We start from the raw sequence: 20,163 nt of genomic DNA, 5'->3' as shown, positions 1-20,163 counted from the left end.
GTGAACGGCCCCGGGCACCAATGGCCCGGGGCGCGCTCATGCTTACTTGCCGAACAGTTCCTTGCTCAGGTGCTTGGCCGCGTACACCTTGTCCAGCGCGGCCTGAATCGCCGCACTGTGTACCGACACCGTGCGGTTCACCGCTTCATCAAAGAAGTAGGCGCCGCCGAGCGAACGGATATTGCCGTCGAACACCAGGCCTACCACTTCGCCCTTGGCATTGATCAGAGGACTACCCGAGTTGCCGCCGATGATGTCATTGGTGGACACCTGGTTGAACTTGGTGTTCATGTCGAGCTTGCTCTTGGCGCTTACCCAGCTCGGTGCCAGCTTGAACGGGTCGAAATCGGTGGCGCGGGCGTACAGACCTTCGAAGGTGGTGAATGGCGGCACTGCCTCGCCTTTTTCCTCCCAGCCGCGGATCACGCCATGCGACAGGCGCAACGAGAAGGTGGCGTCCGGGTAGACGCTGGTGCCCTTCAGCGCAAAGCGGGCGGCAGCGAGTTGTTCAGCGCCGCGCTTTTCCACTGCCTCGACTTCGGTCTCGTAACGCTGACGGATCTGCCGTGCCTGTTGGTCGATCAGCCGGGCCAGTACGATGGCCGGATCGCTGCTGGCATCGACTGCCTTGGCGCCGCCCTCCCACAGCGACTCGCGCAGCTTGACATCGCCCAGCTGGCTGCCTTCGACAATCCGCTTGGCCACTTGCTCCGGTGAATCCTTGCCCAGCAGCTGGCGTACGAACGGATGGTCGACGCCGAGCTTTTCGCGCACCTTGGCCAGCGACCAGGTCAGGCGCATGAGCTCATAGTCCGGGTACACCGGCGTTTCGGCCAGCAGGCCGGCACGCACGGCCGGCATCCGCGCTTCGGCAAATTCGCGCAGCCGCTCGCCATCTGGCTTGGCGCGTTCGGCGGCGCCGCGAACCAGAGTTTCGGCCCAGCCGAGGTGCTGCGACTGAAAGCCCAGGCCGCCCTCAAGCATCACGTAGTCCATGTACAGATCGCGCATGGTCTTCTGCGCGGCGTCAATGTCGGCCCACGGGTTGCCGTAGCGCTGGCGGCGTTGTTCGTCTTCGGCCACCCAGGCTTTCAAGGCGTTCTCAGCATCGCGTTTGTCCTGCATCACCTCCGGCGCCAGCAAGGCCTGGAACATGCCGGTGCGGGCCTTGATGCCGTTCTCCACCGAGACCAGGTCGGTCTGCGCAATACGTGCCTGTTCCTCGCCCTGATTGCTGTACTGCAGCAGCAGGCCGCGGAATTCGTGGGCCAGCATCAGTCGCCAGGGCAGCATGGCGTCGCGCTGGGTTTCCAGCTGTGACACGGTCAGCAGGCGCTGGGTCGAGCCGGGATGGCCAAGGGTCATCACCAGTTCGCCCTCGGCGGCGCCGGCCGGGTTGATCGGGAAGAAATTCTTGACCTTGACTGGCTTGCCGTCCTGATAGACGCGCAACAGGCTCATATCCAGGTTGTAACGCGGGAAGTTGAAGTTATCCGGGTCGCCGCCGAAGAAGCCGGCGTCGTATTCCGGAGCAAAGGCCAGCCGCACGTCCTGGAAGCGGCTGTACTTGTACAGGTGTTGCACGCCCCCTTGATACAGCTCGACCACATCACAACGCAGGGTTGCGCTCTGCTTGCCGGCGCATTCGGCTTCGATCTTCGATTGCTCGGCCTTCTTGGCGTCGTTGTAGGCCTTGCCGCTGAGGCCGGCGGTGGCCTTCTGCACGCGCTCGGTGACGTCGGTGGTCGACTCAAGCCGGTTGATCTCCATCCCCGGACATTGCTTTTCTTCGCCTCGATTACCGGCAATGAAGCCGTTGTTGACGTAGTCGTGTTGCTTCGATGAGAGATCCTGCACGCAGCCAATCACGCAGTGGTGGTTGGTCAGCACCAGGCCTTCTTTCGACACGAACGAACCCGAGCAGCCGCCGGCCAGACGCACCGCGCCTTTCATCGCGTGGTCGAGCCACTTGGCATTCGGATCGAAACCATAGGCCTGCTTCATGGTGTCGAGCGGCAGGTTGTCCAGTGTCCACATGCCTTCGGCGGCGAAAGCGAACGGTGACACGGCCATCATCACGGCCAAACTCAGGGTGCGCATATAGGGTCCTCGGAGGGGAAAAAACCGCAGCAGGGTACCGGGTTGTCGGCGCCGACGACAACGCAGCCGGGGCGGCATGCGCTGTAGCGATGGTTTCAACGCCGCCAATCGCGCGGCGCGCGGCCATAGCGGCGGCGAAACGCCCGAGTGAAGTTGGCGCCATCGCTGTACCCCAGCCGGTGGGCCAAGGCGGTCAGTGATTCATCGCCTGCGGTCAACGCCTGTTCCGCTGCGCGCAACCGGTAGTCCAGGCTGAGTTGCCGAAAGCTGCAGCCCTCGGCCGCCAGACGGCGGGTGAAGCTGCGCTCCGACATGCCCAACAAGGCGGCCAACTCCCGCTTGTTCGGCATGCTGTGGGCCGCATGGCGCAGCATCATTTGGGTCCAATCGGCCAGGCCTCGCGTCTGCAGTCGTTGGACTGTGGCTTCGCAACGCTGGCGCGCTCGTAGCAGGCCCGGCTGGTTGGCTTCATCGCGGGGAGCGAGCAGATCAGGTGCTGCAAACTGTAACTGGATGCCGGGCAGGGGCAGGGCAGAGAACGCAGGCGTGATGCCGAGCAGTGCGTTGTAATTTGAGTGGTGATCGGGTCGCGGCCAGCCTAAGTCAACGCGCAGCGGCTGCAATCGGCAGGCATTGAGAAAATTGATTTCGGTGAGCACGGCCGCCAGCACGGTGTCCAGGTGCAGGCGCAGCACTTCATCGCGGAACGCCAGGCGTGGGTAGATCGCCAACTCGCCGTGTTCGGGGTCGAGGTGATAGCGCATGCGAAAGCCCGGGCTGAGCAGGGAGAAGTAGCGCGCCGCCAGGCGCAGCGCAGCATCCAGGGTGGGTGCCTGCTGCATGGCCAGACCCAGCACGTCATGTGAGGCTGGCTCCAGCCGTCGGCCCAGCTGTAGACCCAGATCGGCGCGGCCACACAGCCGAGCTGCGTTGAGCGACAGCGCCTGCACTTCATCCAAGCTAAGCGAGGCCGAGGGCGCTAGCAGCCGATCGGCGGCAACCTTGGCATCATTCAGCAACGCCTCGAGGTCCACCCCCAATTCGACCAGCAGCTCAGCCAGGCGCAGGTAATAGCGAGCCGGCAGGCTGGGAGTTGACGAATCGGCTGCGGCGCTTGGCGTTGGCTGGCCCATCGTTGCAGTCAAGCCCGGTTGGCACAAAATGACAAGTGCTGGCATGCCCGGCACGGCAACCTGAGCCAACCCAATCGCCTTGAGTTCCGCCGATGTCGACCTTCGATTCCGTGACCCTGCACTCGCCGCCATGGCGAGATCCGCGCCGCTTGGCCTGGATTGCTGCTTGGGTAGTGCCGCTATTGCCCTGGATCGGCTTGGGTCTGTTCCAGGCCACGGGCAATGAGTGGGTGTGGTGGATCGGTCCGCTGGTGCTCTATGGCCTGGTGCCGCTGCTCGATCAGTGGTTGGGCGAGGATCCGGCCAATCCACCGGCCGAGGCGATGCAGCAGCTCAGCGAGGATCCTTACTATCGCTGGGTGTTGTACGCCTGGCTTCCGCTACAGCTGCTGGCCCTGGCGTTGGCCTGCTGGGTGGTCAGTCAGTGGCAACTGGGCTGGGTCGGCTGGGTCGGGCTGATTGCCACCACCGGTTTGGTGGCTGGCGGCGGCATCAATGTTGCCCACGAACTTGGCCACAAGCGTGAGGCCAGCGCACGTTGGCTGGCCAAGTTGACCCTGGCACCGGCGTTGTACGGTCATTTCTTCGTTGAGCACAACCGCGGCCATCACGTTCGCGTCGCCACGCCGGAGGATCCGGCCAGCGCGCGGCTGGGCGAATCGTTCTGGCGCTTCCTGCCGCGCACGTTGGTCGGCAGCCTGCGTTCGGCCTGGCGTCTGGAGACCGAGCGGCTGAGCAGGCAGGGGCACGGGGCGTGGCACTGGCGCAACGAGAATCTGCAGGCCTGGTCGCTGAGTCTGCTGCTATTCGCTGCCTTGATCTGGCTGTTTGGTTGGATCGCCCTGCCGTTGCTGTTGCTGCAGGCGGCCTACGGCTCGATGACCCTGGAATCGGTGAACTATATCGAGCACTACGGACTGCTGCGCCAGCGGGGTGCCGATGGCCGCTACGAGCGCTGCCAGCCCTGCCATTCTTGGAACAGCAATCGACGCCTGACCAACCTGATGCTGTATCAGCTGGAGCGGCACTCCGATCACCATGCACACCCCTTGCGGCCCTACCAGGTGCTGCGGCATTTCGACGACAGCCCGCAGCTGCCGGCCGGCTATGCCGCCCTGGTGCCCTTGGCCTATCTACCGCCCGTGTGGTTCTGGCTGATGGATCGGCGGGTGTTGGCGTTCTACGGTGGCGACCGTCAACGCTGCAATCTGGGCCTGACCGCGTCGCCGACTTGATCGGCATGCCTCGCTTGCGCTGAAATCGCAGCTACGCCGAGTCGATGCAATCGGCGTAGCATCGTGGCACTACCGTTCTTGGCCGGCGCAGGGGGCAGCATGAGCAAGAAGTATCGGTTGATCACGCGCAGCGATTTCGATGGTCTGGTCTGCGCTGTGCTGTTGAACGAACTGTCGATGATCGATGACATCATGTTCGTGCATCCGAAGGACATGCAGGACGGCAAGATCGAGGTCACCGACCGCGACATCACCTGCAACCTGCCCTATGTACCAGGTGCCTACCTATCGCTCGATCACCATCTCTCGGAAACCATTCGTAACCCCGGCGAGCGACAGAACCACGTGATCGATGCCAATGCGCCGTCGGCGGCACGGGTGGTGTTCAATCATTTCGGCGGCAAAGAGCGCTTTCCGCAGATCAGTGATGACATGATGACGGCGGTCGACAAGGCCGACTCGGGACGTTTCAGCATTCCTGAAGTGCTCGACCCGAAGGGCTGGGTGCTGCTCAACTTCCTGATGGATGCGCGCACCGGTCTGGGTCGGTTTCGCGAGTTCCGTGTGTCGAACTATCAGCTGATGATGGATCTGATCAAATACTGCCGCGACCACAGCATCGATGAGATCTTGCAGCTGCCGGATGTGCGCGAACGCGTCGAGCTGTACTTCGAGCACGCCGAGCGCGCCAAGGAGCAGATCAATCGCTGCACCACGGTGCACAAGAATCTGGCCGTGCTCGATCTGCGCAATGAAGAGCTGATCTACGCCACCAATCGCTTCACCATCTATGCGCTGTTTCCGGAGACCAATATCTCCATCCACGTCATGTGGGGGGTGAAGAGGCAGAACACCGTATTCGCCACCGGCAAGTCGATCATCAATCGCACCTCGAAGACCAATATTGGCGAGCTGATGCTCACCTACGGCGGCGGCGGCCACGAGAACGCGGGCACCTGTCAGGTCGACAACGAGCGGGCCGATGCTGTGCTCGGCGAATTGATCGGCAAGATCAACGGTGATGGCTGAACCGCGGCTGGCAGCGGTGGGCAATGATCTGAACCGCAGCTGGCCGGCGCTGTCACACTAAGTGCATAGCGCCGTCGCGGACTGTGTCCGTTCGGAGTTGGCGGAAGGAGAAATCAGATGACGACCACCTTGTTCATTCTCGCCTTGATTGCCTTCAGCATCGTGCTGCTGCCGGTCATGCTGTTCAAGATGGCGGCCGGTGTCTTCAGCCTGATCGGCAGCCTGTTCTCGGCGCTGTTCGGTTTGCTGTCCGGCTTGTTGGCCGCAATCACCGGCCTGTTCGCTGCGTTGTTCGGCGCATTTCTGCTCGTGCTGCTGTTGCCGCTGATTGTGCTCGCGGTCGTGGCCAGCAGCCTGATCCCCTTGCTGGTGCCGATCCTGGCCCTGGTCGGCTTCATCTGGCTGCTCAGCCTGATGGTCCGCCGGCCGTCGGCCACGCCAGCCTTGCCGGCGCCGGCTGGCCACTGATGCCTGATTGCGGATCGGCTGATCGCGGCCGGTTCGCGTCGCCATCTCGTTTCCAAGCATCGGGAACTTTGCTCGGTGGGTTGTGGTCGTAGCCTCACCGGGCCAGTCACGCCCATCCACTCGGTGCCCTTTCATGCTCAAAACTTCCTTGTTGGCTGCAGCCTTGGCGCTAGGCAGCTCAGCCGTTCTTGCCGCTGATGTCGAGCCTTCCGCGGTCAGCAATGCAATCAAGTCCCTGGTGCCCGATGCCAAGATCGACAGCATCGCCGAGTCGCGCCTGAAGGGCTTGTATGAAGTGGTGCTGGGCGGGCAGGTGGTGTATGTCAGTGAAGATGGCAAGTATCTGGTTCAGGGCTCGCTGTTTGATGTCGGCAACCGCCAGGATCTGACCGAACTGGCCCGCGCCAAGTTGCGCAAGCAGGGCCTGGCGGACGCCGCTGGTGCTACCCGCATCGTCTATGCGCCGAAGTCGCCGAAGTACACCATGACCGTGTTCACCGACATCGACTGCGGCTACTGCCGCCGTATGCATGCTCAAATGCAGGAATACAACGATCGCGGCATTGCCATCGAGTACCTGTTCTTCCCGCGTGCCGGCGCTGGCTCGGAGTCCTTTCAGAAGGCCGTGTCGGTGTGGTGCGCGGATGATCGTGCCAAGGCGCTGACCGAGGCCAAGAGTGGCGTGGCGCTGGACAAGAAAGAGTGCGCCAACCCGATCGCCGAGCAGTTCGATCTGGGCGCTCGGATCGGCGTGTCCGGCACGCCCGCCGTCTACACCTCCGATGGTGTTCAGGTCGGCGGCTATGTGCCGCCCGATGATCTGCTGAAAACGCTGGAGAAGATGGCAGCCTCCAAGTAAGCCCTGCGCGACGACGTCGCGCGTCATCTCAAAACCCTCTGAGACGCCAGCGAGGCCGAGCCCGCTGGCGTCTTCGTTTGCGCTGGGCGCCGAGGCCAGTCGGCCCAGACCGCAGGTCAATCCGCTATCCTATGGGGTTCTTTGGTTGGCCTTTCCGAACCTCTCATGATCGTTCTTCTCGGCCGCGCGGCATTTTCGCGCTTTCGTCTCGATCGACTGCAAGCGCGATTGCAGGGCGAAGTCGACCCTGGGCTGCAGCTGCAATCCGCCGATTGGTGGTACCTGTTGGACGCCGATTCGAGTGCCCTGGACGCCTCGGCCTGGCAGCGCCTGGAGCAGATTCTGCAGGCGCGTCGCGTGGAGTCCGGTCAGCCGGTGGATCTGCTGGTTGTGCCGCGCCTGGGCACATTGTCGCCCTGGTCGAGCAAGGCCAGCGAGATTCTGCAGGGCGTTGGCCTGCCGGTGCGACGAGTCGAGCGCGCAATCGGCTATCGGCTCGTCGCTTTCAGCGAGGAGCTGCGCAGTGCGGTGGCCAAGGTGCTGCACGATCCGCTGACCCAAAGCGTGGTCAGTCAGATCAGTGACGCCGACAGCTTCGATCAGCCTCGCCCAGCGCCACTGGTCAAGGTCTCGCGCGCCGGCCTGGCTTCGGCCAATCGCGAGCTGGGCCTGGCCTTGTCGGACGATGAGCTCGAGTATCTGGCGGCGCGCTACGACGAGCTGGGACGTGATCCCAGCGATGCTGAGCTGATGATGTTCGCTCAGGCCAACAGCGAGCATTGCCGACACAAGATCTTCAATGCCCGCTTCTGCATCGATGGCGAAGACAGGCCTCATTCGCTGTTCGGCATGATTCGCAACACCCAGCAGCAGGCGCCGCAATTCACCCTGAGTGCCTACAAGGACAACGCCGCGGTCATCGAGGGGCATCGGCTGACACGCTTTCACCCCGACCATGAGGGGCGCTATCAGCGCAGCGCCGAAGAGCCGGCCGCCTTCACCATCAAGGTTGAGACGCACAATCATCCCACCGCCATTTCACCTTTTCCCGGCGCGGCCACCGGTTCCGGCGGCGAGATCCGCGACGAAGGTGCGGTGGGCCGTGGTGGCAAGCCGAAGGCCGGTCTGGTTGGCTTCACCGTCAGTCACTTGCGCCTGCCCGAGCTGGCGCAGCCCTGGGAGGCGCCGCGTTCGTTCAATCCGCGCATGGCCTCGGCGCTGGATATCATGACCGAAGGGCCGATCGGTGCGGCCGCCTTTAACAATGAGTTTGGTCGACCGAATCTGACCGGCTATTTTCGCAGCTTCGAAGCGGTGACGCCGGAAAGCGAGCTGCTGCGTGCTTACGACAAGCCGATCATGATTGCCGGTGGCCTGGGGCGAGTACAGCCGGATCACGTGGAAAAGCGCCGCCTTTCCGAGGGTGATCTGGTGGTGGTGCTCGGCGGGCCGGCCTTGCTGATCGGTCTCGGCGGTGGCGCGGCTTCATCGATGGCCTCGGGCCAGAGTGACGAAGCGCTGGATTTTGCCTCGGTGCAGCGCGATAACCCGGAGATGCAGCGGCGCTGTCAGGAAGTAATTGATCGTTGCTGGCAGATGGTCGACGCCAATCCGATCATTTCGATTCATGATGTCGGCGCCGGCGGTCTGTCGAACGCCGTGCCCGAGCTGTTGCACGACGCCGGTCGCGGCGGCGACATCGATCTGCGGGCAATTCCCTGTGATGCGCCGAGCATGAGCCCGATGCAGATCTGGTGCAACGAGGCGCAGGAGCGTTATGTTCTGGGCATAGCCGCCGAGTCATTGCCGGCCTTCCGGGCGCTGTGCGAACGCGAACGCTGCCTGTTCGCGGTGATCGGCACGGTGACCGAGCGTCAGCACTTGCTGGTAAGGGATGAGCTTCTAGGTGAGGCGGCGATCGATCTGCCGATGGATGTGCTGTTCGGCAAGGCACCCAAGATGGAGCGCAGCTCGCGCGTGCCGCCCTCAATCAGCTGGCCCCGGCTCGATACCGCCGCCATCGACTTGCAGGAAGCGGGTATCCGCGTGTTAAGTCATCCGACGGTGGCGTCGAAGAATTTCCTGGTCACCATTGGCGATCGCAGCGTGGGTGGCCTGTGCTCGCGCGACCAGATGGTCGGGCCGTGGCAGCTCCCGCTGGCCGATTGCGCGGTGACCCTGGCTGACTTCGACGGCGTGGCCGGCGAGGCGATGGCGCTCGGCGAGCGCACGCCGCTGGCCCTGATTGATGCCGGCGCCAGTGCGCGAATGGCGGTGGGCGAGGCAATCACCAATCTGCTGGCGGCACCCATCGCCAGCCTGAAAGAAGTCAAGCTGTCGGCCAACTGGATGGCAGCCACCAGCCATGAAGGCGAAGACGCCCTGCTGTTCGAAGCCGTGCAGGCGGTGGGCATGGAGCTTTGTCCCAAGCTCGGCATCGGAATTCCGGTGGGCAAGGATTCCCTGTCGATGCAGGCCCGCTGGCAGGATGCCGGTACGACACAGCAGTCGGTTTCACCGGTATCGCTGATTGTGACGGCCTTTGCCCGCGTCGACGATGTGCGCGGAACGCTCACTCCCGACCTCAAGCGCGGTGAAGACAGTGAGTTGTGGCTGATCGGTCTCGGTGGCGGCAAGCAGCGTTTGGCCGGCTCGATTCTCGGTCAGTGTTATCAGCGCATCGGCGGCTACAGCCCGGATCTCGATTCGCCGCAGCGTCTGCTTGATTTCGCGGCACTGATCCAGGCCGCCCGTCAGGCCGAGCTGTTACTCGCCTATCACGATCGCAGCGATGGCGGCGCATTCGCTACGCTGTGCGAGATGGCGTTTGCCGGACACTCCGGGCTGGAAATCAATCTCGATGGTTGGGGCGACGATCCGATCCGCACCCTGTTCGCCGAAGAGCTCGGCGCTGTGGTGCAGATCGCAGCCGAGGATCGCGTTGCCTTCGCCGACCTGGTCGATCGCCATGGGCTGACCGACTGCGCCCAGCGCATTGGCAAGCCCAATGGCGCGCCACGCATTCGCATTCAGCGCGGCGGCAAGACTCTGGCCGATTGGGCCTGGGATCAGCTGTTCAAGGCCTGGTGGGATACCAGCCACCAGATTGCCCGACGCCGTGACAACCCGGCCTGTGCCGACAGCGAGCTCGAGCAGCGGCTCGATTTCACCGACCCCGGACTTAACGTTCAGTTGAGTTTTGATCCAGCTGAGAATGTCGCCGCGCCCTACATCGGCAATGGCAGGCGGCCGCGGGTGATGATCCTGCGCGAGCAGGGCGTCAATGGTCAGGTCGAGATGGCCGCGGCCTTTGATCGCGCTGGCTTCGAAGCGGTCGATGTGCATATGACCGACCTGATCAGCGGGCGGGTAACGCTGGATGACTTCCGTGGACTGGCAGCCTGCGGCGGCTTTTCCTATGGCGACGTGCTCGGCGCCGGACGTGGCTGGGCCACCTCGATTCTGCAGCGCGCATCCCTGCGCGATCATTTCGCCGCCTTCTTCCACCGCGATGACACCTTCAGCCTCGGCGTGTGCAACGGCTGTCAGATGCTGTCGCAGCTGCACGAGCTGATCCCCGGCGCGCAAGGGTGGCCGAGTCTGCAGCGCAACGCCAGCGAGCAATACGAGGCGCGCCTCAGTCTGGTTGAGGTGATGGATTCGCCCTCGGTATTGCTGCAGGGCATGGCCGGCTCGCGAATGCCGGTGGTGGTCGCGCATGGCGAGGGGCGGGCGGAATTCCTTGATGCCAGACAGCAGACGGCCGTCATCGGTGCGCTTAGATTCGTCGACAATCACGGCCAGGCAACCGAGCGCTATCCGCTGAATCCGAACGGTTCACCGCAGGGAATGACCGGCTTCACCAGTGAGGACGGACGCGCCACCATTCTGATGCCGCATCCGGAGCGCGTGTTCCGCAGCGTCCAGCTGAGCTGGCGCGCAGCGGAGTGGGGTGAAGACTCGCCCTGGATGCGCATGTTCCGCAACGCGCGGGTGTGGTGCGAATGAGTCGGTCGCCGCTTCGTCCCTTCGTGTGGTCGGCCGCGCTCTGGTTGCCGGCCTGTTTTACTCTGTGGGCGCTGAGCTCGTCGCTGCTGGTGTTTCTGGTGGTCAGCGCCATGAACTGGCTGTTGCCGGCACTGTTTCCCTACGCAGTGACGGCGGTGGAACAGCACGGTGTGGTCTTCGAGGTCGTGACCACACTGCAGACCGAGACGCTGGCCGATGGCCGCGTGGGCGTGCTGGTGCTGACTGGTACGCCGCTGATCTATGCCTGGTGTCTGGCCCTGTACGCCGGCCTGGTCATGGCCACGCCGCTGGAACGCCGGCAATGGTTGAAACAGCTGGCCATCGGCCTGGCGATTCTGTCGCTGGTGGTGCTGTGGGGGGCCTGCTTCAATGTGCTGAAGCAACTGACCTTCGATGCCGGCCCCCTGGGGGCGGCGGTGATCGAACGCGCCGGTCTGAAGCCTGACCTGATTGCCTTGGGCTATCAGTTCGGCTACCTGATTCTGCCGCCGGTGGCGCCGATCGTGCTCTGGATCGGGCAGAACCAGGCCTTCCTCCGCTATCTGGTTGGCTGGGCCGGGGAACCTGAAGCCGCTGTCGAGAGTCAGAGTCGCAATGAGCAGGCCGCGTCGGCCTCTTCGTCTGTCACCGATCAGGATTCCGCATGAACACCGCACTTCAGCCCGATCAGGCCGAGTCGAAGGCTGTTGCCGTTGACTCGGCGGATCTCACGGCAACCACCGAGCCGACGATGGAAGAGCGGATCAGCCGGCAAATGCTATCGCGTGGTCGGCTGAAAGAAGCTGACCTTGGGCGCGCTCGGCGCCTGCTGGAAGAGTCGGGCGGCTCGCTGATTGGCTTGATGAACCGCATCGGCCTGGTGTCAGAGCGCGATGTTGCCGAAGCGGTGGCCGAGGTCATGCAGCTGCCGTTGCTGTCAAGCAAGGAATTTCCTGAGCAGCCTCCGGCCAATGTGCAACTGTCGCTGCGCTTCCTGAAGCAGATGCATGTCTGTCCGGTGGCCGAAAGCGACACCTCTATTGATTTGCTCACTGCCGAACCGTATGACGAGTACCCCAGTCAGGCGGTTGGTATGGCGACCGGCAAGCAGGTGAAACTACTAGTTGGGGTGCGCTCGGAGGTCGACGATCTGATCGAGCGCCTGTACGGCGCTGGCCGATCGGCCATGGGCACCATCGTTGAAAATCTCAGCGATGGCGATGGCCGCGCCGAAGACGATATCGAGCATTTGCGCGATCTTGCCTCCGAAGCGCCAGTGATTCGTCTGGTGAACCTGGTGATCCAGCGTGCCGTCGAAGCGCGCGCCTCGGATATCCATATCGAGCCATTCGAGAACCGCCTCAAGGTGCGTTATCGCGTCGATGGTGTGCTGCAAGAAGTGGAATCGCCGCCTGCCGGATCGACTGCCGCGGTGATCTCGCGCGTCAAGATCATGGCCAAGCTCAACATCGCCGAACGGCGTCTGCCGCAGGACGGCCGCATCATGCTGCGGGTGCAAGGCAAGGAGCTGGACCTGCGTGTCTCCACCGTGCCGACAGCGCATGGTGAATCGGTGGTGATGCGTATTCTCGATCGCGAGTCGGTGGTGTTTGACTTCCACACGCTCGGTTTCACCGACGAGTTCCTGCCGAAATTCGTCGATGTGCTGGAGCTGCCGCACGGCATTCTGCTGGTCACCGGGCCGACCGGCTCCGGCAAGACCACCACGCTGTATACCGCGCTGTCCAAGATCAATACGCCGGACGTCAAGATCATCACGGTGGAAGATCCGGTTGAGTATCAGATCGAGGGCATCAACCAGATCCAGGCCAAGCCCAGCATCGGCCTCGATTTCGCCCATGCCCTGCGCTCGATCGTGCGCCAAGACCCGGACGTGATCATGATCGGCGAAATGCGCGATCTGGAAACCTGCCGCATCGCGATTCAGTCCGCCTTAACCGGTCACTTGGTGCTGTCCACCCTGCATACCAACAACGCCGCCGGCGGCATCACCCGCCTGCTCGACATGGGCGTGGAGGACTACCTGCTCACCTCCACCGTCAACGGCATCCTCGCCCAGCGTCTGGTTCGACGCCTTGAGCCGACCCATCGCGAGGCCTACTCGGCGATGCCGGAAGTGGTAGAAGAGTTCGGCCTGCAGCGCTACACCCAGGCCGACCCGGTCACCCTGTATCGCCCCGGCCCCTCGGCACTCACTCCGACCGGCTACCTGGGCCGTACCACCATCATGGAATTCCTGGTGATGAACGACCCGATCCGCCGCCTGGTCATGAAACACGCCGACATGGGTGTGATCGAGGAAGAAGCCCGCCAGCACGGCATGCGCACCATGTACGAAGACGGCCTGGTCAAATCGCTCAGCGGCGTGACCACCATAGAAGAAGTACTGCGCGTGACGCAGGAGGGGTGATGAAGAACGGGATTCGCTTAGGAGCCGTGATTCGTGATTCGGGATTCGTGATTGGTAGGAGCGGGGCGCGGCAACCTGCTCGCTTGGGCTCCGCCGAGGCATTGAATTTTTGCCGATCGCTCGATGCACGCGGGCTTTTTCCGAATCCCGAATCCCGAATCCCGAATCCCGGCTTTCCAGCCAATCACGGCTCTTAACACCCATGCCCTTGTTCCGCTACAAAGCCTATACGCCGGCCGGTGAGTTGCTCGATGGGGCGATGGAAGCGTCGTCGGCTGATGAGGTGATCGCGAAGATCCAGGACGCGGGCAATCTGCCGGTGGAGGCCAAGCTCAGCAGCGCCTCAGCGGGCGGGTTCGGTCTGTTCACCAAGCGCGCCGAATTTGGCGCCGATCAGGTGCTGCAGTTCACCCAGCAGCTGGCCACCTTGCTCGGCGCCGGGCAGCCATTGGATCGCGCCTTGCAGATCCTGCTCGATTTGCCGGAGTCGGAGTCGGCGCGCAAGATGATCGAGCGCATCCGCGATGCGGTGCGCGGTGGCGCGCCCTTGTCGACCGGGTTGGAACAGCAGGGCACGGTGTTCTCCCGGCTATACATCAATATGGTGCGCGCTGGCGAAGCCGGTGGTTCATTGCACGACACCCTGAGCCGCCTGGCCGACTACCTTGAGCGCAGCAAGGCGTTGAAGGAAAACGTCATCAATGCCCTGATCTATCCGTGCATCCTGGTGGTGATGGTGGTCGGCTCGCTGATCCTGCTGCTCGGCTATGTAGTGCCGCAGTTCATGCCGCTGTTCGAGGACATGGGTGGCGATCTGCCCCTGATCACCCAGATCGTGCTGACCGCGGGCGATACGCTGAACCAATGGTGGTGGGTGTTGGTGCTGGCCCTGGTATTGAGCGTCGTGGCGGTGCAGCGGCAGTTCAGTGATCCGCTCAAGCGGGCTCGACTGGATGCCTGGATGCTGGAACGCAAGCGCTTGGGTGATCTGCTGGCCAAGGTGGAAACCGCGCGCCTGGCACGTACCCTGGGTACCTTGCTGCACAATGGCGTGCCCTTGCTGGCCGGACTGTCGATTGCCCGCAACGTGATCGGCAATCGCGCCCTGGTCAGCGCCGTCGAGGCCGCCGCCGAGGACGTCAAGACCGGTGGTGGCCTGTCGGTATCGCTGGCCAAGAGCAAGCGCTTTCCGCGTCTGGCGCTGCAGATGATCCAGGTGGGCGAAGAATCCGGTGAGCTGGACGGCATGCTGCTCAAGGTCGCCGATACTTTTGATGTCGAAGTGCGGAACACTCTGGATCGGTTGCTGTCTGCATTGGTACCGGTGCTCACCATCGTCATGGCGGGCCTGATCGCAATGATCGTCCTGGCGATCCTGCTTCCCATTCTTGATCTCAGTTCCATGGTTGGATAACGCATGAACTCAAAACGCTTTGCTGTGAAAACCCGCGGCCGTCAGGCTGGCTTTACCTTGATCGAAATTCTGATCGTGGTCGGCATCATTGCCCTGATCGGCACCATCGTCGCCGGCCGTATCTTTGGCAACAAGGATCGCGCCGACTACAAGCTGGCCGAGTCGCAACTGCAGACGCTGGCGGCGAAGATCGACAGCTACGAACAGGACACCGGCGAGCTGCCCAGTCAGCTGCAGGACCTGATCTCACAGCCGGGCAATGCCTCCAGCTGGCTGGGCCCGTACTCGAAAGAGAGCGAGCTGAAAGACCCCTGGAACAACCAGTTCGAGTATCGCGTGCCGGGTCAGAGTGGCAAGTTTGATCTGGTCAGCTATGGCAAGGATCGCAAGCCCGGCGGCGACAGCTACAACCGCGATATCGTCTTCAGTCCTTGATTCACATCCGCCACCACCGTAGCGCGGCACCGCGTCACTCCAGAGGCTTCACCCTGGTCGAAGTGGTGGTGGTGGTGATGATGCTCGCCGTGTTGACGGTCGTGGTGGCTTCGGTCACCACCGGTGGCATGGCGCAGGCTCGGGTCAGAGCTGCCTCAAAGGATCTTGTCGCCGCACTGCGCTACACCAGAACGCAAGCCATAGTTAAGCGCGAACCGCAATTTCTGACCTTGGATGTCGAGCGGCGTGCTTATCAGGCAGCCGATCGCGACTGGGTCGAGCTGCCCAAGGAAATGGAGCTGGCGATGACCACCGCCGCGCAGGAAGTGGTGGAAGAGGGGGTTGCACGAATTCGCTTTTTCCCTGACGGCGCGTCCACCGGCGGCCATGTCGAAGTCATCCGTGGCGAGGCTGTCTGGCGCATCGATGTCTCCTGGTTGACCGGTGAGGTGCGTATGCATGCCGGCTCCCCAGACTGAACTTGCAGTTACGAATCTTGTCAATCCCTTCATGCGCATGCTTTCTCGCCACCATCAGCCCGCGGCCACCGCCGCCCAGCAAGGTTTCACCTTGTTGGAGGTGGTTGCTGCACTAGCGGTTCTGGCGTTGGGCCTGGGGCTTTCGATGCAGGCACTCAGCGGTGCCATGAATCAAAGCCGGATCTCGGCGGAGCAGACCCATGCTGCCCTACTGGCCCAGACTGTGCTGGATAACCTGGGCGCGGTCGAGCCGTTGGAGGAGGGCGAGTACAGCGGCGAGTTCGAACATGGATATCGCTGGTACGTCAATGTCACTCCCTACCTGTTGGAGGAGGAGGGGGTAGACCTGATCAGTCTCGGTCAGTCGGTGGAACTGATGCGGGTCGATTTGGAAATTGAATGGCAACGCGGTCAGCGTGAGATGCGATCACGGTTCTCCACGCTGCGCGCGATGTATAGGCGAGACCCATGACCGCGCCCACCCGCCCGACGCCGGCTCAGTCAGGTTTCACCTTGCTGGAAATCTTGCTCAGCGTCGCCTTGCTGAGCCTGATCATCACCCTGGCCTACGGTAGCCTGCGGGTGGCAGCGCGGGCCAGCGCCAGCGGTGAGCGGCTGATCGAGCGCAGCGAGGAGTTGCGTGCCACCCAGGGCTTCATGCGTCGCCAGTTCATGCAGGTGATGATCACGCCGTTTGAACGCCCTGGCGATGGTGATGCCCTCAACGAGAAACGCTTTGAAGGCAGCGCCGATGCGGCGCGCTTTGTGGCGCCCATGCCGGGCTACCTGTCGCGTGGTGGCGCGCACGTGCAGGAATTGGCCCTGGTGCGTGATGCCAACGGCTATAGCTTGCAGTTTCGCTTTTCGCAGTTGAACGGTTTTGACGCCGAGCAGGGCATTCCCGCCGATGTCGAACCGGTGGTGCTGATGGACGGCCTGGCTGACGCCCGATTCGAGTTTCGCGGCGTGATCGAAGGCGAGCTGAGTGACTGGTCCAGCGACTGGGAAGAGCCATGGCAGCTACCGGCCTTCGTTCGCCTGCTGGTCGAGTTTCCGCAGGGTGATGCGCGCAAGTGGCCGGCGTTTGAAGTGCCGATTCCGGCCGGTGCGCAGAATGCCACCTTGAGTTTCGACAATATTCGTCGGGCCGGAGCGCCCAACGATCCGCGTGCGAGGCAGGCGCCATGAGTCGCCAGAGCGGCATCGCCTTGCTGATCGTCATGTGGTTGCTCGCCTTGCTGGCCATCGTGCTCGGAGCCTTTACCGTGCTGGCACGCAGCGAGCGTATGCAGGCGCGCCATTTGTTCGAAGGCACCAAGGCGCATTACGCCGCCGAAGCCGGCATCCATCGGGCGGTGATGGCCTTGGCCGTGCCCGATCCGCTGCAGCGCTGGATACCGGATGGACGCGCCTATCAGTTCCAGTTTGAGGGTGCTGAGGTGGAAATCGAAATCCACGACGAGTCCGGCAAGATCGATCTCAATGCCGTTGACCCGGCCTTCTTCTCGCGCTTTCTGCAGGGCATGGGCGTGGACATGGTCGAGGCCGATGAGTTGGCAGCCGCGGTGGCCGACTGGCGCGACACCGATGATCTACTCACACCGGGCGGTGCTGAGGACGATGACTACGAGGCCCTTGGGCTGAGCTACGGCGCCAAGGATGCACCGTTCGACCTGATTTCGGAGTTGCAGCAGGTGCGTGGCGTGAGCTACGACCTGTACTCCCGGTTGGCGCCGCATCTAACCCTCTACTCGGGCCTGTCGCAGCCGAACGCGGCATTCGCCCCCGCGGCCGTGTTGGGAGCGCTGCCCGGCATGGATCCCAACCAGGCGGCGTTCACCGTCGACACGCGGCGGCAGTATGACCCGAACAGCGGCCTGCCGCCGCTCACCCTCACCGATGGCACCCCACTCGTGGTGGCGGCCGGAAGCGGCACATATAATGTGCGCTCTCGTGCTCGCCTCAACAATGGCGCCTGGGCAGAGCTGGACGCCGTGGTGCGGCTCGGCGGTGCCCCGTCGTCGGGGCTCGCGTTTACCGCCCTGCGTTGGCAGGACGGCACTCAGCTTTGAGGCTAAATCCTTGAGTTCAATACCATTTGCCGACGCTTTGACGCCGTTCTTGGTGCGCCTGCGGACACGCTATACACAGTCACCGCTGCCCGCGTTCCTGAACTGGTGGTGGGGCGAGCTGCGGGCCTGCCTGCCGCAGCGGCTACAAGCCCTGCTGACCGGGCAGGAGGCGGAGATCCAGCTGGTTGCTCACGCCGATGGCGTGAAAGTGTTGCGGCGTGGCGCCGATGGCGCAGTCGAACTGGCGACCTTCAGCGCCGAGCAGTTGGACGACAGCGGGCTCGATCTGTCTGCCTTGCTTGGTGAATCGGAGCAGCGCCTGCCGCGCGTCGCCTTGCTGGCCGAACGCCAAGTGCTGCTGCGCCGCCTCAGTCTGCCGGTGGCGGCAGCCGCCAATGTCAGGACCATGGTGGGCTACGAGATTGACCGCCAAACCCCGTTTCGTGCCGACCAGGTCGAGTTCGACTGCAAACTAGGCAAGCTGGCGCCGGGGGCCAAGATGGTTGAAGTGGAACTGGCTGTCGTGCCGCGCGAGCAGTTGCAATCGATGCTGCGATCGATCGGTGCGCAGTCGCTCACCCTCGATGCCATTGACGTACAACGCAACGAGCATCGGATCGGGTTCAATCTGCTGCCGGAAGGCAAGCGTCGCGTGCGCGATCCGCGTCCGATGCTCATTAATATCTTGCTAGTCTCGACGGCGGTGATTCTGTTGCTGTTGTCGATGGCACAGGTGGTCGAGAATCGACGCCAGGCGGTGCAAGCCATCGAGGCGGACGTGGAGACGCAGCGTGAGTATGCGCGTTCGGCAGGCAAGCTGCGCAGCTCGTTGGAATCCGCGGCCGAGGGCGCCAACTTCCTGGCTGAGCAGCGCCGCCAGCGACCCTCCGTGGTCGAGTTGTTGCGTCTGCTCACCGACACCCTGCCGGACGATACCTTTGTCGAACGGATGGCATTCAGTAACGATGTGCTAAGTGTCACCGTCCAGAGTGGCTCTGCGGCCAAGCTGGTCGAACTGCTGCAGAAGACACCGATGCTGCGCAATGCGGCCCTGGCCGGTGCGATACAGCCCGATCCCCGCAGTGGTAAGGATCGCGCCACGCTGACGGCAGAATACGCGCCGCATGGAGATCAGCCGTGAATCTTCCGAGCAATACGCCGCGCAGCCGCGCTTACGCGCTGCTGCTGCTGGGGCTGGCCCTGGCACTGATCTATCTGCTCGGCGTGCACTGGTGGTTCACCGCGCCCTTCCTGGAGGCGCGTGAGGACCTGATCGAGGCGCGCGACCAGGAAGCCAAGTTCCGCCACATCGCGCAGCAGCGCAGCCTGATCGAGCAGCGCTTGTTGGAAGTGCGTGAGTTCGAAGCGTCCAACCCTGAGTTCCTCGCTGAGGAAAACTTCGATCTGGCAGCCTCGAGTCTGATCCAGCGGCTGCAGAACCTGGTTGACGCACAGAGTGCCGGCCCAGCCTGCACGGTGATCAGCCGGACGCCGTACCGCGGCCAGACCGAAGAGCCGTTTGAGCGGGTGACAGTGAAAGTCAGGCTGCGCTGTGAACTTGAGTATCTGACCCCGGTGCTACACGGCCTGGAGACCGAGAGCCCGCGGCTGTTCCTCAGCGACTTTGTGGTCAGCAGTCGGCGCCAGTTTGCGCAACGCGGCCGCAACCAGGCCCAGCAAGGGGTGATCGATATCAGCTTCGACGTCTACGGCTACCTGCGCAAGGCGCTTGAAAAGGGCAAGGCATGAGCGACAGTCGGCAACTGATTCAACGCACCGTTGCGCTCACGTTTCTGACCTGGTCGGTGGGCACCACCGTGGTGGTCTACAGTGGTCTCGGCGCGCGCTATTCGCTGCACCCCGATCAGGCCATCGAACCGTCTGACGTGCCAGCGGTTCGACTGGAACGCAATCAGGCCGGCATCGAGCAGCTGGAACGTTTCGCCATGATTGGCGAGCGCCCATTGTTCAATCCCGATCGTCGACCCATTCCGCCGGAAGAGGCGGCGCCGGATGACAAGGCCGGGCCGGTGGAGTCCGTGCCGCTGAATGTGGTGGTTACCAGCATCATCATCACCAAGAACGACCAACTCGCCATTGTCACCGATCCCAACACCAAGAAAGCAACGCCGGTGCGGGTCGGCAAGTCGCTGGAAGGCGATCAATCAGCCTGGCGATTGGTGGAACTGACGCCGCGCAGCGCGGTCTTTGAGGGCCCGGGCGGGCGCTCGGGGCTGGATTTGCGGGTGTTTGATGGTCAGGGTGGCGAGCCGCCGACCCCGGTGTCGATCCCGCAATCGAGTGCCAGTGCCCAGGCTTCGAATACCGGCGCCAACCCCGAGAAAGAACAGCAGCATGCGGCGAATGAGGCCAACGATGCCGGCGCCGAAACACCGGAGTCACGGGCTGAACAGATTCGTCGACGCATTGAAGAGCGTCGCCGCCAGTTGCGTGAAGAGGCCGAACGCGCCAAAGCGGAGCGTGGCGAATGAAGGAGATC

Annotated in this window: 18 protein-coding genes; 16 read left to right on the top strand and 2 right to left on the bottom strand. The window is 63.1% G+C overall.

The window, feature by feature from the left end:
• Positions 1 to 42: 42 nt before the first annotated feature.
• On the bottom strand, positions 43 to 2,100 hold the full coding sequence (locus IFO71_RS12015; protein ID WP_192029883.1) for a S46 family peptidase: 2,058 nt from the start codon (positions 2,098 to 2,100) through the stop codon (positions 43 to 45).
• Between the two features lie 95 nt (positions 2,101 to 2,195).
• The gene (locus tag IFO71_RS12010; RefSeq protein ID WP_192029882.1) at positions 2,196 to 3,233 is read right to left on the bottom strand and encodes an AraC family transcriptional regulator; all 1,038 of its coding nucleotides are present in this window, start codon (positions 3,231 to 3,233) and stop codon (positions 2,196 to 2,198) included.
• A gap of 92 nt (positions 3,234 to 3,325) precedes the next feature.
• On the opposite strand from IFO71_RS12010, the gene IFO71_RS12005 reads away from it, so the two are divergent.
• The 16 genes from IFO71_RS12005 (at position 3,326) to IFO71_RS11930 (ending at position 20,155) form a co-directional block, all read left to right on the top strand.
• The gene (locus IFO71_RS12005; RefSeq protein ID WP_192029881.1) at positions 3,326 to 4,468 is read left to right on the top strand and encodes an alkane 1-monooxygenase; all 1,143 of its coding nucleotides are present in this window, start codon (positions 3,326 to 3,328) and stop codon (positions 4,466 to 4,468) included.
• A 99-nt stretch (positions 4,469 to 4,567) separates the two neighbouring features.
• On the top strand, positions 4,568 to 5,497 hold the full coding sequence (locus IFO71_RS12000; protein ID WP_192029880.1) for a DHH family phosphoesterase: 930 nt from the start codon (positions 4,568 to 4,570) through the stop codon (positions 5,495 to 5,497).
• Positions 5,498 to 5,614: 117 nt separating this feature from the next.
• Positions 5,615 to 5,965, top strand: a complete 351-nt coding sequence (locus IFO71_RS11995) for a hypothetical protein (RefSeq protein ID WP_192029879.1) — start codon at positions 5,615 to 5,617, stop codon at positions 5,963 to 5,965.
• A 133-nt stretch (positions 5,966 to 6,098) separates the two neighbouring features.
• Complete coding sequence (locus IFO71_RS11990; protein WP_192029878.1) at positions 6,099 to 6,824, top strand: DsbC family protein; 726 nt, start codon at positions 6,099 to 6,101, stop codon at positions 6,822 to 6,824.
• A gap of 165 nt (positions 6,825 to 6,989) precedes the next feature.
• Positions 6,990 to 10,832, top strand: coding sequence for a phosphoribosylformylglycinamidine synthase (gene purL / locus IFO71_RS11985; protein ID WP_192029877.1), 3,843 nt, complete (start codon positions 6,990 to 6,992; stop codon positions 10,830 to 10,832).
• Positions 10,829 to 11,500 carry an exosortase H-associated membrane protein gene (locus IFO71_RS11980; RefSeq protein ID WP_192029876.1) on the top strand — a complete coding sequence of 224 codons (672 nt, stop codon included), beginning with the start codon at positions 10,829 to 10,831 and terminating at the stop codon, positions 11,498 to 11,500. The genes purL and IFO71_RS11980 overlap by 4 nt, the downstream gene beginning before the upstream one ends.
• An 83-nt stretch (positions 11,501 to 11,583) precedes the next feature.
• Positions 11,584 to 13,263, top strand: a complete 1,680-nt coding sequence (gene gspE, locus IFO71_RS11975; RefSeq protein WP_192029897.1) for a type II secretion system ATPase GspE — start codon at positions 11,584 to 11,586, stop codon at positions 13,261 to 13,263.
• A gap of 202 nt (positions 13,264 to 13,465) precedes the next feature.
• Positions 13,466 to 14,677, top strand: coding sequence for a type II secretion system inner membrane protein GspF (gene gspF / locus IFO71_RS11970; RefSeq protein ID WP_192029875.1), 1,212 nt, complete (start codon positions 13,466 to 13,468; stop codon positions 14,675 to 14,677).
• Positions 14,678 to 14,680: 3 nt separating this feature from the next.
• On the top strand, positions 14,681 to 15,112 hold the full coding sequence (gene gspG, locus IFO71_RS11965; RefSeq protein WP_192029874.1) for a type II secretion system major pseudopilin GspG: 432 nt from the start codon (positions 14,681 to 14,683) through the stop codon (positions 15,110 to 15,112).
• Positions 15,109 to 15,591: a GspH/FimT family protein gene (locus tag IFO71_RS11960; RefSeq protein WP_225444589.1), complete on the top strand. Its 483-nt coding sequence runs from the start codon at positions 15,109 to 15,111 to the stop codon at positions 15,589 to 15,591. The genes gspG and IFO71_RS11960 overlap by 4 nt, the downstream gene beginning before the upstream one ends.
• Positions 15,592 to 15,622: 31 nt before the next feature.
• On the top strand, positions 15,623 to 16,063 hold the full coding sequence (locus IFO71_RS11955; RefSeq protein ID WP_192029873.1) for a prepilin-type N-terminal cleavage/methylation domain-containing protein: 441 nt from the start codon (positions 15,623 to 15,625) through the stop codon (positions 16,061 to 16,063).
• Complete coding sequence (locus tag IFO71_RS11950; RefSeq protein ID WP_192029872.1) at positions 16,060 to 16,779, top strand: prepilin-type N-terminal cleavage/methylation domain-containing protein; 720 nt, start codon at positions 16,060 to 16,062, stop codon at positions 16,777 to 16,779. Before IFO71_RS11955 ends, IFO71_RS11950 begins: the two co-directional genes overlap by 4 nt.
• Positions 16,776 to 17,663 carry a type II secretion system minor pseudopilin gene (locus tag IFO71_RS11945; protein ID WP_192029871.1) on the top strand — a complete coding sequence of 296 codons (888 nt, stop codon included), beginning with the start codon at positions 16,776 to 16,778 and terminating at the stop codon, positions 17,661 to 17,663. Before IFO71_RS11950 ends, IFO71_RS11945 begins: the two co-directional genes overlap by 4 nt.
• Before the next feature lie 10 nt (positions 17,664 to 17,673).
• Positions 17,674 to 18,804, top strand: coding sequence for a PilN domain-containing protein (locus IFO71_RS11940; RefSeq protein WP_192029870.1), 1,131 nt, complete (start codon positions 17,674 to 17,676; stop codon positions 18,802 to 18,804).
• Positions 18,801 to 19,412: a type II secretion system protein GspM gene (gene gspM, locus IFO71_RS11935; RefSeq protein ID WP_192029869.1), complete on the top strand. Its 612-nt coding sequence runs from the start codon at positions 18,801 to 18,803 to the stop codon at positions 19,410 to 19,412. The genes IFO71_RS11940 and gspM overlap by 4 nt, the downstream gene beginning before the upstream one ends.
• Positions 19,409 to 20,155: a hypothetical protein gene (locus IFO71_RS11930; RefSeq protein ID WP_192029868.1), complete on the top strand. Its 747-nt coding sequence runs from the start codon at positions 19,409 to 19,411 to the stop codon at positions 20,153 to 20,155. The genes gspM and IFO71_RS11930 overlap by 4 nt, the downstream gene beginning before the upstream one ends.
• The last annotated feature ends 8 nt before the right edge of the window (positions 20,156 to 20,163 follow it).

Source organism: Pseudomarimonas arenosa (assembly GCF_014841215.1).
In the GTDB taxonomy this organism is placed as follows: Bacteria; Pseudomonadota; Gammaproteobacteria; order Xanthomonadales; family Xanthomonadaceae; genus Pseudomarimonas; species Pseudomarimonas arenosa.
This window is presented reverse-complemented; position numbering and strand designations above follow the sequence as displayed.

Excerpts from the sequence above, each read along its gene's own strand:
- IFO71_RS12005 (WP_192029881.1), top strand. The coding sequence starts at position 3,326 with ATGTCGACCTTCGATTCCGTGACCCTGCACTCGCCGCCATGGCGAGAT.
- IFO71_RS11955 (WP_192029873.1), top strand. The coding sequence starts at position 15,623 with ATGCGCATGCTTTCTCGCCACCATCAGCCCGCGGCCACCGCCGCCCAG.
- IFO71_RS11990 (WP_192029878.1), top strand. The coding sequence starts at position 6,099 with ATGCTCAAAACTTCCTTGTTGGCTGCAGCCTTGGCGCTAGGCAGCTCA.
- IFO71_RS11980 (WP_192029876.1), top strand. The coding sequence starts at position 10,829 with ATGAGTCGGTCGCCGCTTCGTCCCTTCGTGTGGTCGGCCGCGCTCTGG.
- IFO71_RS11950 (WP_192029872.1), top strand. The coding sequence starts at position 16,060 with ATGACCGCGCCCACCCGCCCGACGCCGGCTCAGTCAGGTTTCACCTTG.
- IFO71_RS11930 (WP_192029868.1), top strand. The coding sequence starts at position 19,409 with ATGAGCGACAGTCGGCAACTGATTCAACGCACCGTTGCGCTCACGTTT.
- IFO71_RS12015 (WP_192029883.1), bottom strand. The coding sequence starts at position 2,100 with ATGCGCACCCTGAGTTTGGCCGTGATGATGGCCGTGTCACCGTTCGCT.
- purL (WP_192029877.1), top strand. The coding sequence starts at position 6,990 with ATGATCGTTCTTCTCGGCCGCGCGGCATTTTCGCGCTTTCGTCTCGAT.
- IFO71_RS12000 (WP_192029880.1), top strand. The coding sequence starts at position 4,568 with ATGAGCAAGAAGTATCGGTTGATCACGCGCAGCGATTTCGATGGTCTG.
- IFO71_RS11995 (WP_192029879.1), top strand. The coding sequence starts at position 5,615 with ATGACGACCACCTTGTTCATTCTCGCCTTGATTGCCTTCAGCATCGTG.
- gspE (WP_192029897.1), top strand. The coding sequence starts at position 11,584 with ATGGAAGAGCGGATCAGCCGGCAAATGCTATCGCGTGGTCGGCTGAAA.
- IFO71_RS12010 (WP_192029882.1), bottom strand. The coding sequence starts at position 3,233 with ATGGGCCAGCCAACGCCAAGCGCCGCAGCCGATTCGTCAACTCCCAGC.
- gspG (WP_192029874.1), top strand. The coding sequence starts at position 14,681 with ATGAACTCAAAACGCTTTGCTGTGAAAACCCGCGGCCGTCAGGCTGGC.
- IFO71_RS11945 (WP_192029871.1), top strand. The coding sequence starts at position 16,776 with ATGAGTCGCCAGAGCGGCATCGCCTTGCTGATCGTCATGTGGTTGCTC.
- gspF (WP_192029875.1), top strand. The coding sequence starts at position 13,466 with ATGCCCTTGTTCCGCTACAAAGCCTATACGCCGGCCGGTGAGTTGCTC.